This window comes from Pedobacter hiemivivus (assembly GCF_004331685.1).
GTDB classification, from domain to species: Bacteria; Bacteroidota; Bacteroidia; order Sphingobacteriales; family Sphingobacteriaceae; genus Pedobacter; species Pedobacter hiemivivus.
On record NZ_SJSM01000038.1, the window covers coordinates 11,744 to 28,988 of the forward strand.

The 17,245-nt window shown below is 39.1% G+C and carries 11 protein-coding genes and 1 pseudogene; 8 read left to right on the forward strand and 4 right to left on the reverse strand.

Annotated elements, in window-relative coordinates; all coding sequences use genetic code 11:
• Positions 1–84 precede the first annotated feature (84 nt).
• Positions 85–786, forward strand: a complete 702-nt coding sequence (locus tag EZ444_RS26205; protein WP_131612870.1) for a DUF2490 domain-containing protein — start codon at positions 85–87, stop codon at positions 784–786.
• Here EZ444_RS26205 and EZ444_RS26210 read toward each other — a convergent pair.
• Positions 783–2,441 (reverse strand): M1 family metallopeptidase, encoded by a 1,659-nt coding sequence (locus EZ444_RS26210; RefSeq protein WP_131612871.1) that lies wholly within the window; start codon positions 2,439–2,441, stop codon positions 783–785. The genes EZ444_RS26205 and EZ444_RS26210 overlap by 4 nt on opposite strands.
• 6 nt (positions 2,442–2,447) lie before the next feature.
• Positions 2,448–4,325 (reverse strand): CocE/NonD family hydrolase, encoded by a 1,878-nt coding sequence (locus tag EZ444_RS26215; RefSeq protein WP_131612872.1) that lies wholly within the window; start codon positions 4,323–4,325, stop codon positions 2,448–2,450.
• 98 nt (positions 4,326–4,423) lie between these two features.
• Here EZ444_RS26215 and lpdA point away from each other — a divergent pair, with 98 nt between their 5' ends.
• Entirely contained in the window at positions 4,424–5,827 is a 1,404-nt protein-coding gene (gene lpdA / locus EZ444_RS26220) for a dihydrolipoyl dehydrogenase (protein ID WP_131612873.1), read from the forward strand.
• A gap of 160 nt (positions 5,828–5,987) precedes the next feature.
• On the opposite strand, the gene EZ444_RS26225 is transcribed toward lpdA, so the two are convergent.
• The gene (locus EZ444_RS26225; RefSeq protein ID WP_131612874.1) at positions 5,988–6,566 is read right to left on the reverse strand and encodes a sigma-70 family RNA polymerase sigma factor; all 579 of its coding nucleotides are present in this window, start codon (positions 6,564–6,566) and stop codon (positions 5,988–5,990) included.
• A 132-nt stretch (positions 6,567–6,698) separates the two neighbouring features.
• On the opposite strand from EZ444_RS26225, the gene EZ444_RS26230 reads away from it, so the two are divergent.
• The 6 genes from EZ444_RS26230 (at position 6,699) to EZ444_RS26255 (ending at position 16,909) form a co-directional block, all read left to right on the forward strand.
• Positions 6,699–7,829, forward strand: coding sequence for a FecR family protein (locus EZ444_RS26230; protein WP_165503737.1), 1,131 nt, complete (start codon positions 6,699–6,701; stop codon positions 7,827–7,829).
• 197 nt (positions 7,830–8,026) lie between these two features.
• Positions 8,027–11,359, forward strand: a complete 3,333-nt coding sequence (locus EZ444_RS26235) for a TonB-dependent receptor (RefSeq protein ID WP_131612876.1) — start codon at positions 8,027–8,029, stop codon at positions 11,357–11,359.
• A 23-nt stretch (positions 11,360–11,382) separates the two neighbouring features.
• Entirely contained in the window at positions 11,383–13,017 is a 1,635-nt protein-coding gene (locus tag EZ444_RS26240) for a RagB/SusD family nutrient uptake outer membrane protein (protein ID WP_131612877.1), read from the forward strand.
• A gap of 19 nt (positions 13,018–13,036) precedes the next feature.
• Positions 13,037–14,152, forward strand: a complete 1,116-nt coding sequence (locus EZ444_RS26245) for a SusE domain-containing protein (protein ID WP_131612878.1) — start codon at positions 13,037–13,039, stop codon at positions 14,150–14,152.
• A 55-nt stretch (positions 14,153–14,207) separates the two neighbouring features.
• The gene (locus EZ444_RS26250) at positions 14,208–15,368 is read left to right on the forward strand and encodes a glycoside hydrolase family 76 protein (RefSeq protein WP_131612879.1); all 1,161 of its coding nucleotides are present in this window, start codon (positions 14,208–14,210) and stop codon (positions 15,366–15,368) included.
• A 62-nt stretch (positions 15,369–15,430) separates the two neighbouring features.
• Positions 15,431–16,909: an alpha-L-fucosidase gene (locus tag EZ444_RS26255; RefSeq protein WP_131612880.1), complete on the forward strand. Its 1,479-nt coding sequence runs from the start codon at positions 15,431–15,433 to the stop codon at positions 16,907–16,909.
• Between the two features lie 105 nt (positions 16,910–17,014).
• Here EZ444_RS26255 and EZ444_RS27525 read toward each other — a convergent pair.
• Positions 17,015–17,245: pseudogene (locus tag EZ444_RS27525) on the reverse strand (hypothetical protein); the annotation flags it as partial.

Here is a 17,245-nt window from a genome sequence, read left to right on the forward strand (position 1 = left end):
ATAAAAGGTGCTGTATCATGGAAAATGATACAGCACCTTTTATTTTTGTTTTATATTTTAGCATTTTGATCCGACACTAAACATATGAAACATTTCACTTTTACCTTTTTACTTTCTCTTTTTGTACTGAGTGGTTTTTCTCAGCATGTAAGTCAAAACTCTGGCTGGTTTCTGTTTTTGAACAGCACCAAGCTTAATGACAAATGGGGCCTGCACCTTGATGTTCAGCTAAGGTCTGCTGATAACTGGGATGGCGTTCAGAATTTTCTATTTAGACCTGGAGCAACTTACTATATCAATAAGAATAGCAATGCGACTGTTGGATATCTGTTGGCAAATACTTATTTAAAAGGTGATGGCTTGGCCAATAATACATTGACGGAGCACCGCATCTGGGAGCAATATATTTATACCCATAAGATTAAACCGATTTATGCGCAACATCGTTTTAGGTTGGAGCAGCGTTTTGCGGAAACTGCCGGAGGCGATGTTTTTTCACAAAGGCTAAGGTATTTTGTGAGGTTTGTCCTTCCATTTTCTGATCCTAAAGTGCCATTTGTTGAAGGACCATTTGTGGCCTTACAAAATGAATTGTTTTTCAATGTTCAAAACAATGAGAAGCTGAACGGTAAGCTATTTGATCAAAACAGAGCGTACGGTGCCGTAGGTTACCGATTTAGCAAACGATTTGATGTAGAAGCAGGCTATCTAAACCAATTTATTGATGGTCGTACAAGGAATACGACCAATAACGCAATTCAATTGGCTATTTATACCAGGTTTTAGTTGGCTAGTTTTTTGTTGATGTAGAAATTCGGATCTGGTTTAAAGGATTCGTTACTGATTGCCTTATCGATAGCGGTAGTTTTCCAATGAGTAGATGGTGTAATAAAACTGAAGCTACCCGGTTTTAGCGTTACTTTTACCGGCATATCGAAGTCCTTTACATCGGCTATCCATCGGTACTTAAGTACACCATCATTGATTTGATATTCGAGTACAGGAATCTGGGTATGGCGCAGGTATTGGTCAAAAACCTTGTTTAACTTTAATCCACTTTGGGTAGCAATGTAGTCTTCCACCTGTTTGGTACTTACTGTGCTATGATAAAAGGTTTTATTTAATCCCCTTAGTATTTCTCTAAATTTTTCATCGTTATTGATCAATTGCCTGATGATATGCACAAGGTTTGCTCCCTTGTAATACATATCTCCTGAACCTTCCTGGTTGACTCCGTATTTGCCAATGATTGGGATGTCATTTTTAACATTTTTTCTGATCCCCACTACATAAGCTGATGCGGCATCTTCTCCAGATGCTGATTCGGTAAATAGAGCTTCGGAGTAATTAGTGAAAGCTTCGTGGACCCACATATCGGCAATGTCTTTTGTGGTGATGTTATTGCCGAACCATTCGTGCCCACTTTCGTGGATAGTAATGAAATCGAACTTTAAACCCCAGCCAGAGCCAGATAGGTCGCTGCCCATGTAGCCCATTTTAAAGTTATTACCATACGCTACTGCACTTTGATGCTCCATCCCGAGGTGTGGGGCTTGTACAAGCTTATATCCATCTTCATAGAAAGGGTAGGGGCCAAACCAATATTCAAAGGATTTGAGCATAGGTTTCACATCTGCATCCCAATGTGGACGGGCAAGCGTACTGTCTTCTTTTAATGACCAGAAGTCTAAGGATAGTTTCCCTTTTTCACCGGCATATTGATCTGTCCAATGTGAGTATTTGCCTATATAGGTGGTTACATTGTAATTGTTGATGGGATTAGCTACAAACCAGTTGTATTGCCTATATCCATCGGGCTTTTCTACAGTGTTGCGCAATCTGCCATTCGAGATTTCCTGTAAGTCTTTTGGTACGCTAATGCTGATCAACATGCTGTCTACTTCATCACTTTGGTGATCTTTAGTAGGCCACCAGGAGCTCGCTCCAAAACCCTGACAGGCGACAGATACCCAGGGATTGCCTGATTTGTCGTTGCTGAAAATAAATCCACCATCCCATGGTGGGTTTTTGGCAATTACCGGGTTCCCAGAATAATGTACGGTAAAGCTTTCTTTAGTCCCTTTTATAACATCGTTTGGAAAGGTAACATACACCGCATTAAATTCACGTTTAAAAGGAAGTTCTTTTCCGAGGTAAAGAATCTTATCTACTTTTAAATTGGCAAAAAGGTCGAACTGTAGCTTTCTGAAGTTTTGTGTGGCGGTAAACTTAAATTCGTTGCTGCCACTGATGAATTTGTTAGGTATATCTATTTTAACATCGAGGTGATAGTAATTGATATCATAACAACTACGTAGTGGTGTTAGTGTACCACGCAAGGTGTCGGCTTTAGAGAATTGATTTTTTCCCTGCATCAGCTGTGCACTTGTAGGGGTTACACATAGCAATAATGCCATAAGGCTGTATAATAATATCTTCATTAAAGCTTATGGTTTTAACACGGTTAGGGTAAGTGCAGAGGCATTGTTTACATCGTGAAATATGCGATGTGTTGCTTTTTGAAAATCTGATGGATCTGCCTGGTAGATGTCCATAAATTTTTGTGGGTTTCTGTCAGCTAGTGGGAACCATGAATTTTGAACCTGCACCATCATACGATGGCCTTTTTTAAAGGTATGGGCTACATCTGGAAGTGCATAATTTACTTTGGTGACCATGCCTGGGATAAATGGTTCTGGTTTTTCAAAGCTGTTGCGGTATTTACCACGCATGATTTCGCCACGGACCAGCATCTGGTAACCGCCCATAATGACGTTGCGTGGATTAGGTGATGGATCTGGACTATCTTCTGGATATACATCGATCAGCTTAACCACATAGTCGGCATCTGTGCCCGTAGTAGAAACGACAAGGTTGGCTAAAACGGGGCCAGTAAGTGTAATATCTTCCGTTAAAATATCGGTCTGATATACTTTTACATCAGGTCTGCGGGCTGCAAAACGTTGGTCATCGATCATATATTCGCGTGTTCTTCTGGCCTGTACTCCGTCCTGATAAGGGACAGGACTATTAGGGTCGCTCACATACTCATCCCAGCTGTCCGTCCGCTGTACTTTATCGAAGCTCAGTTTTCCATTGGGTTGGAAGTAAAGCGTTCTATTTTCTGTTTCTTGAGGTGGCCAAGCACTAAATTTTTTCCATTCATTGCGACCAGTTATAAAGATGTTTGCTTCGGCCGGATTAAAGCTGCCTTCCCCTTTCAAATGATACTTAAAGAAAGGGAGTTCAAAGTTCTCCTGATAATAGGTGCTGGTTGGCTGACCAAAATTGATGTCGCCAAAGCTGCTGCCATTGCCACGTACCCAGCCTCCATGAAACCATGGCCCTGCTACAAGGATATTATTGGCCCCAGGGTTTTGTTTTTCAATGGATTTGTAAGTCGCAAAAGTTCCATAAGCGTCTTCAGCATCGAAGAAACCGCCAACCACCATTACGGCAGGTTTTACATGGGTAAGGTGTTGCTGGATGTTTCTTGCTCTCCAAAAGGTATCAAGGTTTGGATGGGCAAATAAGTTGTTCCAAAATCCGATGCTATCGGCGAAATACTTCTCTTTTAGATTTTTAACGGATCCTGCTTCCAGGTAAAAACGGTAGTTGTCTTGAATTGGGAATTTAAAACCTTTGGGGCCTTTATCCGGGGTGATGGGAGTTGGTCTAGGTACGCCAAAAGTGCTCATAAAGCTAAAGGCATCAGCTAAGAATAGCGTACCATTGTGATGGAAATCATCGCCAATGAACCAGTCCGTAACCGGGGCTTGTGGCGAAACTGCTTTTAATGCAGGGTGTGCGCCTGGTAAGGACGTGGTGCTGTAAAATCCTGGGTAGGATATCCCATATATGCCAACTTTACCATTGTTGTCTTTAATGTTTTTAACCAGCCAGTCGATCGTGTCATAGGTGTCAGAACTTTCGTCGATGTCTTTTTTGCTTTTTTTATTGGCTATTTGTGGTCTGATGTCATCAAAATTACCTTCACTCATCCATTTGCCTCTTACATCCTGATATACAAATATGAATCCCTCGTGCATTTCGGCAGGGAAATTACCTAAGCTTGTTTTGTAGTTCTGTTCACCATAAGGGGAAACGGTATAAGGTGTCCGGTTGAGCAAGATCGGGTATTTTTTACTTTGATCTTTTGGGATATAAATGGACGTAAAGAGCTTAATGCCGTCTCGCATTGTGATGCGTCGTTCTATTTTTGTATAGTTTTGGCGGACATAGGCCGAATCTGTTTGTTGTGCAAATAGGGAAGGAGTTGCAAAAAGCACCAGGATGGCAAGCCAAAAGGATTTTACGGGGACCATAAATGAGGGTTTTTTAAGACATAAATATATGGAATTGGTTAATAATTGACTGATATTCACATTAGGTTTCTTAACTTTACGCAAAAAAAATCCTTAATATGCAATACGATGTAGTTGTAATTGGCTCGGGCCCGGGCGGTTATGTTGGAGCAATCAGATGCGCCCAATTAGGCTTAAAAACGGCAGTTATAGAAAAATATAAAACTTTTGGTGGTACCTGTTTAAATGTAGGTTGTATTCCATCAAAAGCCTTGTTAGACTCTTCAGAACATTTTCACAATGCAGCCCATACTTTTCAGACTCATGGGATTAACCTGAAAGATTTAAAGGTTGATATGCCACAAATGATCGCGCGTAAAAACGATGTGGTAGCTCAAAATACTGCAGGTATTCAATACTTGTTCAAAAAAAATAAAATTGATTCATTTGAAGGTGTTGGTTCATTTGTAGATAAAAATACGATCAAAATTACTAAAGACGGTAAGTCTGAAACGATTACTGCTAAAAATGTAATCATTGCTTCGGGATCAAAACCTACAGCATTGCCTTTTTTACCAATTGATAAAAAACGCATCATTACTTCTACTGAAGCTTTAAATATTACTGAAGTTCCAAAACAAATGATTGTTATTGGTGGTGGCGTAATTGGCTTAGAGTTGGGTTCTGTTTATGCTCGTTTAGGAACTAAGGTTTCTGTGATTGAGTTTATGCCATCTATCATTGGTACGATGGATGCAGGCTTGGGTAAGGAACTGCAACGTGTATTGAAAAAGTCTCTGGGTATGGAGTTTTTCATGGGGCATAAGGTAACTGGTGCGACTACTAAAGGTAAAAAAGTAACGGTTACTGCAACCAATGCTAAAGGTGAAGAAGTTAGCTTTGAAGCTGATTATTGCATCGTTGCAGTTGGTCGTACAGCTTATACTGAAGGATTGGGCTTAGAGAATATTGGCATCAAGACTGAAGAAAGAGGAAACAAGATTCCTGTAAATGATCATCTTGAAACTACTGTTCCGGGCGTATATGCGATTGGTGATGTGGTTAAAGGTGCAATGCTTGCGCATAAAGCGGAAGATGAAGGTATCTACGTTGCAGAGCGAATTGCTGGTCAAAAACCGCATATCAATTACAACTTGATTCCTGGTGTGGTTTATACCTGGCCAGAGGTTGCTTCTGTCGGTTATACGGAAGAGCAATTGAAAGAGCAAGGTGTTCAATACAAAGCTGGTTCATTCCCTTTCAAAGCGAGTGGACGTGCTAAAGCAAGTATGGATACTGATGGTTTTGTAAAAGTATTGGCTGATGCTAAGACCGACGAAATTTTAGGTGTACACATGATTGGTCCACGTGCTGCAGATATGATCGCAGAAGCAGTTGTTGCTATGGAATTCCGTGCATCGGCTGAAGACATTGCAAGAATTTGCCATGCACACCCAACTTATACTGAAGCATTGAAAGAGGCAGCTATGGCTGCTACTGAAAACAGAGCAATACATATTTAGTATTTCCTGTTTCTATAGATAGAAAAGAAGCCGTATCATTTTTTGATACGGCTTCTTTTTTTTGCTCATCGTCATCCTGAATTTATTTCAGGACCTCGCACCTGCAAAGTTTTCTTTCTCTTCCGAGGTCCTGAAATAAATTCAGGATGACGATGAACAGTTAAAGCTTAAAAAGGATCATTACAATTCCAAAATGTTTTAAAGATATTCTAAGGTGCTTTAATGCATTGGTGATCTGGTTTTCTACAGTCCTTTTAGAGATACAGAGTCTGTTTGCGATCTCCTCATTGGAGAGATTTTCTTCTCTGCTAAGTAGAAAAATTTCTTTAGAGCGATGTGGCAACTCTTCCAGATAACAATTAATCTTTGTTTTAAGTTCGTTGTAATTAAAGTGTTCTTCAGCAGTGTTTTGTATGGTGTTTTCCTGTACGTCAATGTAATTTTCTACATATTTAAGGTCAATAGCTCTAACCCGTTTCTCTCTTTTATATACATGGTAGCGTGCAGAACTGATTAAATAGGCTTTTATAGAATGAATCTCCAGGCTTTGTCTTTTGTTCCAAATATTTAAGAATATGTCGTGTGTAATTTCTGTACATACCTCAGGGTCTTTATTGTAATTATAGGCGGTTTTGTATATAGCAGACCAATAGCGGTCAAAAAGAATGTTAAAAGCTTTTAGCTCATTATTTTTGATCGCGTCCCATAATTCGGCATCAGAGAGTTTTTGTACGTGCATATTTGGTGAAATAAATCTAGGATTAATAATCAGTTTTAAAAGAACTATTAATTTATTTTCATTTTGTATGTGTGTGCTGTTCTAAAACAGGCTCTCTATCTATAACCAATTATAAACCCTAAACCTATGTTCATGAACAAACATGAATACGTCTTGCTTTTTGAGAAGCATTTAGCTGGTCAAACCAGCCCCGAAGAAGAAAAGTTGCTGAGAGATTATCAGGATGATTTCGATATTATAGATCTTCCCTGGGATGAGGGTATGGGTGACGAAGCCAAAGTAAGAGCCGTACTGCACAAAAATCTGAATAATGAGATCAATCCAATTGTAAAACGTCTTGATTACAAACGTTGGTCTATCGCTGCTGCAGTACTTTTGATTTGTTCTTTGGGACTGTATTATACCGTAGTTCAGCAAAAACCGGATGTTTCACAACAATTGGCACATCGGATTACTGCTGGCGGGAATAAAGCTGTACTTACACTTTCTGATGGCGCTAAGGTTACTTTAAATAATGATGGTACTGTTGATCCGATTACAGATGGTGGAGCGACAATCTCCAATAAAAGTCAGGGGCTGCTGGTGTATAATAATATTACCCGGCCTGGTACTGCTAAAGGTACAAACTTATTTAACACGATTAGTACGCCGCGTGGTGGACAATACCAGGTTGTATTGCCGGATGGGACAAAGGTGTGGCTAAATGCTTCATCCTCATTAAGCTTCCCAACTTATTTTTCCGGGTTGGAACGACGTGTTCAATTAAAAGGAGAAGCCTATTTTGAGGTGGCAAAAAATGCACGTATGCCGTTTAAAGTTGATGTGAAAGGCATGACTGTTAAAGTGCTGGGTACGCATTTTAATGTGATGGCTTATGATGATGAACAGGACATACATACCACTTTGTTGGAAGGCTCAGTAGCGCTATCCAATAGCAGACAAGTACAAATGCTTAAACCCGGTGAGCAGGCCATCTTAAAAAAATCAGATGCTTCTATTGACCTTAAAAAGGTAAATACTGCCGAATTTGTTGCCTGGAAGAATGGCAGTTTTATGTTTACGGATGAGAATATTGAAACCATTATGCGGAAAATTGCAAGATGGTATGATGTAGATGTTAGTTACAAAGGAAACCTTGCTGATAAGGTTTTTGCCGGTTATATCTCTAAAGATGAGGATATATCTGAGGTATTAAAAATGCTTGAGCTAACCGGTACCATCCATTTCAAAGTTGAAGGAAGGAGGATTGTCGTTATGCCTTAGTTCTATTAAACGAGGTTTGACGGTAAAAACCGAAAGCGCTTGCGACGCGCTTCCGGAGTATTTCCGAGCTAAACCCTATTCAAAAAAGATACCGCTATCTAATTATCGATTTAACCCAAATATTCAAATGTATGAATTTTTACTTTCTGTTTAGGTACAGGATCCGACCCTGTATTTTACCAAAATTATTGCTAGCTATGAAGCTAACTATTGTTCTAATGATCATGTCGTTAACCAGTCTATATGCATCTGGTTATGCTCAGAATGTAAGTGTTAACGAGAAAAATGCTCAATTAAGCACTATTTTAAAGGATATCAAGAAACAAACCGGCTACAACTTTTTGTACAATACTAAAATGATGAATGAGGCGAACCCAGTTCATGCATCGTTTAAGGATTTACCTTTAGAAAAAGCACTCCAGATTATATTCAATAACCAGCCCTTGACATTCTTGATCAATAAAAATAATGTTATTGTTAAAAGAAAGCCAGAGCAGCCTATTGTTGCCCAGAAACTGATTACTGTAACGGGGAAAGTTGTAGACGAAAAGAAGCTGCCATTACCAGGTGTTACGGTGAAGTTAAAGGGCGCTGCAACTGGTGTGATGACTACTTCTGATGGTAGCTACGCCATTAAAGTGCCAAAAGATGGCACGTTGGTGTTTAGTTATATGGGCTATGCTGTCCAGGAAATTAAAGTGAATGGCAGAACTATTCTGGATATCAGCATGAGTGTTGATATGCGGGATCTTGACCAGGTTGTGGTGGTTGGTTATGGTACTCAAAAACGTTCGAGTATTACCGGAGCAGTAGACCAGGTTAAGGCCAGCCAGATTGAAGACCGTCCAGTGGGTAACCTTACCCAGGCCCTTCAGGGATCATCACCAAGTCTTGTGATTCAGCAACGTAGCATGAACCCCAATAATAATTCGATGAATATCAATTTAAGAGGTATTAGCACGTTTGGTAATAACTCTCCGTTATTGGTCATTGATGGTGTAATCAGTGATGACATTAGTAACATGAACAACCTGAATCCTAACGATGTTGAAAGTGTTTCGATATTAAAGGATGCGGGCAGCTCTGCGATTTACGGATCTCGTTCGGCAAATGGGGTTATTTTGATTACTACAAAACAAGGGAAATTGGGAGCGAAACCGGTAGTTAAGTTTGGTGCTATTCTAGGTTCTCAAAACCCTGAAGTATTAATTAAACCATTAAAAGGATATCAGAATGCATTATTGCGGAATGATTCTTTCCTAAATGTAGGCCAGGCACCAATCTACTCTTCGCAAGATATTGATCAGCTTGCAACAGGCGATAGCGAATACTTTTTAAAAGGTATTTTGAAAAATGGAATGCAGCAGAATTATAACCTGAGTGTACAAGGTGGGTCTACAAATACTACCTACATGATATCTGCAGGCTATTACCATCAAGAGAGTAATTTCAAAGGCCCTGATTATGGGTTAAAACGTTATAACTTCCGCTCTAACCTAACTACTGATATTGGTAAGCTTAAACTTACTACAATATTATGGTACGATAGAAGTGAAGGTAAAGCCTATCAGGGTGATACCGGGTTCCTGATTGCTGATGCTTCACGTTTGCCGGTATATAATAACTATATCTTAAAAGGTGCCGACGGCAGATACTATAACAATGATGTGCTTACGGGAGGAAATCCATTGGCATCATTGGAGCATGGGGGATATACCAATAGCAACAACGATCATTTTCAGGGTAGTTTAAATGGAGAATTTCAAATTATCGATGGATTAAAAGCGAAAGGATTAGTAGGGTTTGACCTTCGCCCTGAGACACGATTAATCAGAAGGTTCTATTGGCCAATATACGGTTTGTCTTCAAGTGAAAATGATTCACCAATTAATGTAGGCGATTCAAAAAAATATAGTATTGAAGATTATAGTGGTAAAGCTACTCTCTTGAATACCCAAGTAATGTTAGACTACAATAAAACATTTGGAAAGCTACATAATGTGACTTTTTTAGCAGGATTTTCTAATGAGTCTTACAGACAGCGTCGCCAGGAAATTAAAATGCAATTTGTAGATCCGGTATTGGGTATTCCTATTGAGGGCACTATTATTGATCCAACTAGTTATAATACGGTTGGGGGAACTACTGAAAGAAGTATCTATTCTTACTTTGGTAGAATAGGATATTCCTTCGCGGATAAGTATTATGCTGAGGGAAGTTTCCGTTACGATGGGTCCTCTAAATTTGCTAAAGAAAACCGCTGGGGATTTTTCCCTTCAATATCATTGGGATGGCGTATTACAGAAGAGAGATTCTTTGATTTCTGGAAAAATAAAATCGGTGATTTGAAAATTCGTGGATCCTATGGAACACTTGGAAATCAAAACATTGATGACTATCAGACATTCACAACCTACGACATCTACCCAAATCAATATGGTTTTAACAATGAAGCTGTACCAGGAACAGGTTATACTTTTGGTAATCCACAGTTAAAATGGGAAACTACATCGTCATTTAATATTGGTGCAGATGCAACCTTCCTTAGCGGTAGCCTTACCGCTACTTTTGATTATTTCCACAAGAAAACAAAAGATATACTGTTAACTCCTCAAACCCCACTTACATTGGGTGGAGCTGTGCCTAAAGCCAATTTGGGCGAAATGGCTAACCAGGGATGGGAATTTAGTGTTAATTACAATCTGAGCCATAGTGGATTTCGCCATTCATTTGGGTTAAATATTGGAGATTCATGGAATAAGGTTACTAAGTTTGAAGGATTTGAGCAAATTGACAAATCTGATGAAATTGAGCGCATCATTCGTGTAGGCTTACCACTATATAGCTATTACGGCTATAAAACGGATGGTTTATTTCAAAACGAGGATGAAATTAAAAACTCAGCACTTCCTATTGGAATACTTCCTCAGCCGGGAGATGTGAAATACAAAGACCGCAATGGTGATGGCACTATTGATGACAATGATCGCTACGTATTGGGACATGCATTTCCACGTTTAACTTTTGGTTTTACTTACGATGTTCAATGGAAAGGGTTTGATTTGAGTATGTTGTTGCAAGGAGTAGGTAAACGTGATATGGCCTTAAGAGGTGAAACTATTGAGCCATTCCATAGTGGATACTCAACTGTAATGTTTGAGCATCAGCTGAATTATTGGACGCCTGCAAATCCAGATGCGAAATGGCCAAGACTTACTCCACAAAGTAACTCTTCTACCGTTAACAATTATGGCAAAGGCTCTGATTTCAATATTTTCAATGCTGCTTATTTACGTTTAAAAAACATTCAAATTGGTTACACCTTGCCTAAAACCCTAACTACAAAGATTGGCATGAGTAAGCTGCGCGTTTTTGTTAATGGACAAAACTTGCTCACTTTCAGTAAAAATTCTTTCATCGATCCGGAATCTACTGAGTTTGGTGGAAGCATGAATGCAAGTGGAGCAAACAGCGCGCGTAACTACCCATTGTTGAAATACATAGGAGGCGGCTTTAATGTTGAGTTTTAATGGACAATATATATAAGGGAATCATGAAAAGGAAAATTATAATATATAGCCATCTGGTTTTAATGGTGGCAGGCTTGTTGGTTACTGGCTGTGTTAAGCTGGACGTTACACCAACTAATAAGTTTACTGATGAAACTTACTGGACATCAGAAGATAAGGCCAATTCCGTTTTGAGTATGGCTTACCGACAAATGTTTAGTAGCGATTATTTTATGGCAAATGAGATATTGAGCGATAATGTTTATAACGGATATGGAACGTCTAACGAAAAGCTGATCGCTACGGGCTTGGCAGACGTCTCCAATGGACGTTTTGAAAGTGAATGGGGAGCTACTTATGGTGGAATAAAAACTTGTCATACTTTTTTGGCAAATGTAGATAGAATAACCTCAATGAGTCAGTTACTTAGAGATAGAAGAAAAGCTGAAATACGCTTTATTCGGGCCTCTCTTTATCTTGAACTAACTACATGGTATGGCGATGTGCCACATTTTATTGCGGACATTACGCCAGAACAGGCTAAAACAATCGCCCGCAAACCTCAGACACAAATTTTAGAATGGGTACATAAAGAGTTGGATGAAGTAGCAGCCATATTACCAAGCCGGGAAGAATATGCTGCCGCTGATAATGGAAGAATAACCAGAGGCGCAGCGATGGCACTGAATGCACGCGCATATTTATATGAAAACAACTGGACTAAAGTAGCTGAATATACCGATAAGCTAATCAACAGTTCTACTTATGGTACATACAGTTTATTCTCAAATTATGAAGAGCTGTTTTGGGCGAAAAACGAATACAATAGTGAAATTATCTTGAGCATGCAATATGTTCCTGAATTAAGAACATGGGGAAATCTGGTTGATTTTGCACCAATGTCTACTAATGCTCGTCTTAATTTGGCCGGCCCAACACAAGGATTGGTAGATAGCTATTTAATGAAAAATGGCAAGAAATGGACTGCAAGTGATCCTGCTTATGCAGGTCGTGATCCCCGAATGGGTGCAACGATAGCCTATGATGGTTCTAAATGGACGAATAGATCCGGCGTTATTTATGACATTGTTATTCATCCTGATGGCCCTGCACCAACAGATGGCAGAAAGTCTGATAAGTATACAGGTCCTGGTTCTACTCAAACTGCAACCGGTTATTATTATCGTAAATTTTGTGATCCAACACCATCATCATATACTGGAGGTGGATGGGATTCGAATTTAAATCTGCCTTTGATTCGCTTTGCTGATGTGCTATTGATGTATGCTGAAGCTAAAAATGAACTAGGTCAAATGAACAGCACAATTTGGGATCAAACCATAAAAAAGTTGAGACAAAGAACTGGATTTGATAATACGGGTGATGCATTAGATCTTCCAAGTAACGATCCGAACGTGTTACGTGAAGTGATCCGTAACGAACGTCGTTGTGAGCTGGCTTTAGAAGGTTTGCGAGTATTTGACATTCGTCGTTGGAAAACAGCTGAAACCGTACTGACCCAACAGCCACGCGGGGCGAAATTTGATAAAAGCAGTGGAACTTATGATTACATCAAACTTCCGGCAGGAAGCTTTAGTAGAAATCGTGATTATTTGTGGGCCGTACCGAGAAAGGAACGTTTGCTAAATCCAAATTTATCACAGAACCCAGGATATTAACCATTAAAAAAGAAGAACAATGAAAAAATATATATTATCAACAGCCTGTTATTTAATTGCATTATTGGCTTTTACCGGTTGTAAAAAAGATAAAGATTTTAAGGAAGTTATCGTAACAGAGGTTACTACACTTTATTCGCCAGATGATGGTAGAAATTTAGTACTGCAACCTACCAGTGCAACTGTGTATTTTGAATGGGAAAAGTCTATAGCTCAGGATAATGGAGTAGTTTATTATGATGTTTTGTTTGATAAAGAAAATGGGGATTTCTCTAAACCGATATATGTGGTTGCGGCCGACAATAAAGGAATTAGTACAGGAGCAAGTATCACTCATAAAGTATTAAATAAGATTGGTGGATTAGCCGGAATTGCATCCGCTGAAGAGGGTATTCTTAAATGGACTGTGGTAGCTTCAAGGGGTTTAACAAAAACAATGTCTAAACAAACCCGTAAAATCAACATTACCAGATTAAGTGGCATAGACCCTCCTGTTTCTCTATATTTAACAGGTGAGGGAACTGAGGCTGGTACTGATTTAAGTAAGGCATTAACTGTAAAAGCACTTGACGGTGGTTATGAGTTTGAAATCTACACTAAGCTACAGGCAGGTAAAACGTATAAGTTTATAGATTCAAAAACAAATGTATCCAGAACTTTCTCTGTGGATGCAGGAAATGCTACTTTCAAGGAAAATGGAAATGGGGCAACAGTAGCGAAGGATGGTGTTTATAAAATCAGTTTAGATTTTACTGCGGGATCCATCACTTTCAAGGAAATCACTAAACTAGACTTCTTTATGTGTTCCCCTCAACAAAGAGTTGCGTTAACTTATCAGAGTAAAGGGAAATGGAAAGCAAATGCTGTTAAGCCTGTATATAATGGTGATGATAGGTATTTCTTCTGGATAACTATTGGAGGATCGGAGCAAAAAGTAGGCTCTGCAAACAAAGATAATCAAGCGCCAGCTGACTTAAAACCAAGTCCGTTTTATTATTTAGTTTTTAACCCAACCGACAAAAATCAATGGGATTATTCATTTAAGTTCCCTAATAAAACAGATGTGTCATTCAATATAACTGTAGATTTTGGTTCAGAACTAGCAAGTTATACTCATCTGATTGAGAAATTATAGGTAACAAAATAATACAATCAATGGTAATTAAGTTTCGAATTGTAAAAATATGCAAATGAAAAGAATATTGTTAGCATCCTGTGTAGCGCTAGTATTTATCGCTTGTGGGAAAATAAATGATGAATATATAGATAGGAGTACCAAAAATGCTGTTAACTGGACTACTGCAGCCGATAGCAGCAGTATCAATTTTGCGAGTATTTACTGGAATTCTACTAAACATCACTTTAATAACGACAATCTAGGAGCTATAGGTCAGTACGATTACTGGCCTGAGGCTCATGGATTGGATGTGTTGGTTGATGCCTATCAAAGAACAAAAGACAATGTATATAAACAACGTATTTATGATTTCTATGAAGGTGTGAAAGCTAAAAATGGCGGAGGTTTCTATAATAACTATTATGATGATATGGGTTGGCATGGAATGGCGCATCTGCGGGCGTTTGAGGCAACCGGTGATGCCCGTTATGAAACGTCTGCAAAGGATTTGTGGAAATGGATTACTGTTGGGTGGAATGATTTTGATGGCGGAGGTATTCCCTGGAATCATGAAAATACAGTAAATGGCAAGAGTAAGGGTATTCCTTCAAATGGTCCTGCTGCAATTATAGCTGCCCGTCGTTGGCAGAAATATGGCGAATCAGAAGTGATCAATGGACATAATAATTTAGAATGGCTTTCTATGATCTACAACTGGATGAAGGAAAATCGTGTTGTACAGCAATCCGGAAGGGTATTTGAAAAAGTAGAAGATAGTAAAGGAGACTGGACTTATAATGCAGGAACTTATATGGGGGCTGCTTTAGAGTTTTATAAGATCACTGGTAATAAAGTGTACCTGAACGATGCCATCAAAACTGCCGACTGGACTACAAGCACACTGGTAAATACAACTAATAAGTCGTTGAGCGATTGGGCTGAACAAGAGGATCATGATGTAAATTTATTTAAAGGAATTTTTGTCCGTTATTTAACGGAGTTGATTAGAAACAAGGATTTACCGGAAACGACTAGGAAAAGGTATGTTAATTTTCTAAAAAATAGTGCGCAGATTTTATGGACCAAAGGGACAGCTAAAAGTCCTGTAATTCTATTCGGATACCATTGGTGGGAAGCACCAGTAGGGGGAAAGGCTGGCTTGCGTGCTCAGTTAAGTGGTGCTATGCTCATGGAATCATTAGCTGTGCTTAAAAAAGAGGGCTATCTCAATTAGTAAATCATAAAAACATCAATCGCAATATCAACACACACAAATAGCGCTACAGCTTAAAATACATGAACAGATCACCATTTTTATCAATAGGAACCTTTATTCTTATTTTTACCTTATTCAATACTTCATTTAATGCTTTTGGACAGTCTGCAAAATACGAGGCCAACTGGGCTTCGTTGGACAACAGGCCGCTTCCAGGATGGTTTGAAGACGCTAAGTTTGGCATTTTTATCCATTGGGGGCCTTACTCTGTGCCTGCCTGGGCACCTAAAGGAATGTATTCTGAATGGTATCAATACTGGCTTAATAATAATGACAAGCGCGTAAATGAGCACCATGATCAGGTTTATGGTAAAGACTATTCCTATTACAATTTTGGTGATCTGTTTAAAGCTGAAGATTACAAACCTGACGATTGGGCTAAACTAATGGAGGCTGCTGGTGCTAAGTACGTTGTGCTTACCTCGAAACATCATGACGGGTTTTCACTATGGCCAAATAAAGAGGCTTCTAAAGCATATTCCAGGCCATGGAACAGTGTAGAAACTGGGCCAAAACAAGATCTTGTAGCTGCGCTGGCAGATGCAGTTCGGAAGACTGATATGAAAATGGGATTCTATTATTCTTTATTCGAATGGTATAACCCACTTTGGCAAAGCGATAAAAAAAGATTTGTTGACGAGCACCTCTTCCCACAAGTGAAGGACTTGGTGACAAAGTATAAACCAGACATTTTATGGGCTGATGGTGAGTGGGAAATGTCTGATAAAGATTGGAAATCTGAAGAATTATTGGCATGGCTTTATAATGAGTCGCCGGTTAAAGATAAGATTATGGTAAACGACAGATGGGGAAAAGACACGCGTAAAAAACATGGAGGCTATTATACCACCGAATATGCCGCCGATTTTCAGGCCAATAAGCCTTGGGAGGAATGCCGAGGCATGGGTTTTTCTTTTGGCTTCAATAAAAATGAGGATCTGCAGGACTACAATTCTGCACAGACTTTAATTCTGATGTTGGTTAATATTGTTAGTAGTGGCGGTAATCTCCTATTGGATATAGGACCTGATGCAAATGGTAAAATCCCACCCATTATGCAGGAGCGTTTGCTGCAGATAGGTGCCTGGATGAAAGTTAACGGTGAAGCTATCTATGGTACTCGTAAATGGAAAAATACTTTCCAGTGGTCGGCCGGAAAAACAGATTGGCAACCTAAAAAGGAAGGGAGCGAAGGGGGAAGTTATATCCTTAAACAAACTGTAGATCCAGATCCTGGTTATGCCGTTAAGGAAGCCTTTTTTACAAGTAAGGGTAATAACCTTTACGCCATCCTTCCAAAATTACCGGTGGGTAAATTTTTATTAAAAGGCGTTAATGCGCAAGGTAATGCGAAGGTTAAATTACTAGGATCAAACAAAACTATTAAATGGCGTAAAGTTGCTGCGGGACTAGAGTTAGATTTACCAGCATTCTATTTGAACGAACTTGCTGAACAACCTGCATATACCGTTCATATTAGTAACATCAATAAAAATTAAGGGCTGTACTGTTAATGCGCATCGTCATCCTGAATTCATTTCACTGTTGTCCGGAGAAAATGATAAAACACAAAAAAAGCGGCTTAATAAATCATTAGGCCGCTTTTATATTTTAAAATTGATTTCAAAGCCCCCAAAGCTAAGCTGATTAGTTTTAAGTGCTACAGGTAACTTATCTGGGTCGTTTAAAAAAGTGAAAAGATTAATGTAACTCATCAGATGTAGTCTTATAATTGAACTAAGGTTCGAGAAAGACCATTTTCTTTTAAGCTGCACTTGAATCAGTTTGACCAGTAAATCAGATATAAACGCACACCATATCTGTATCTTAATTGC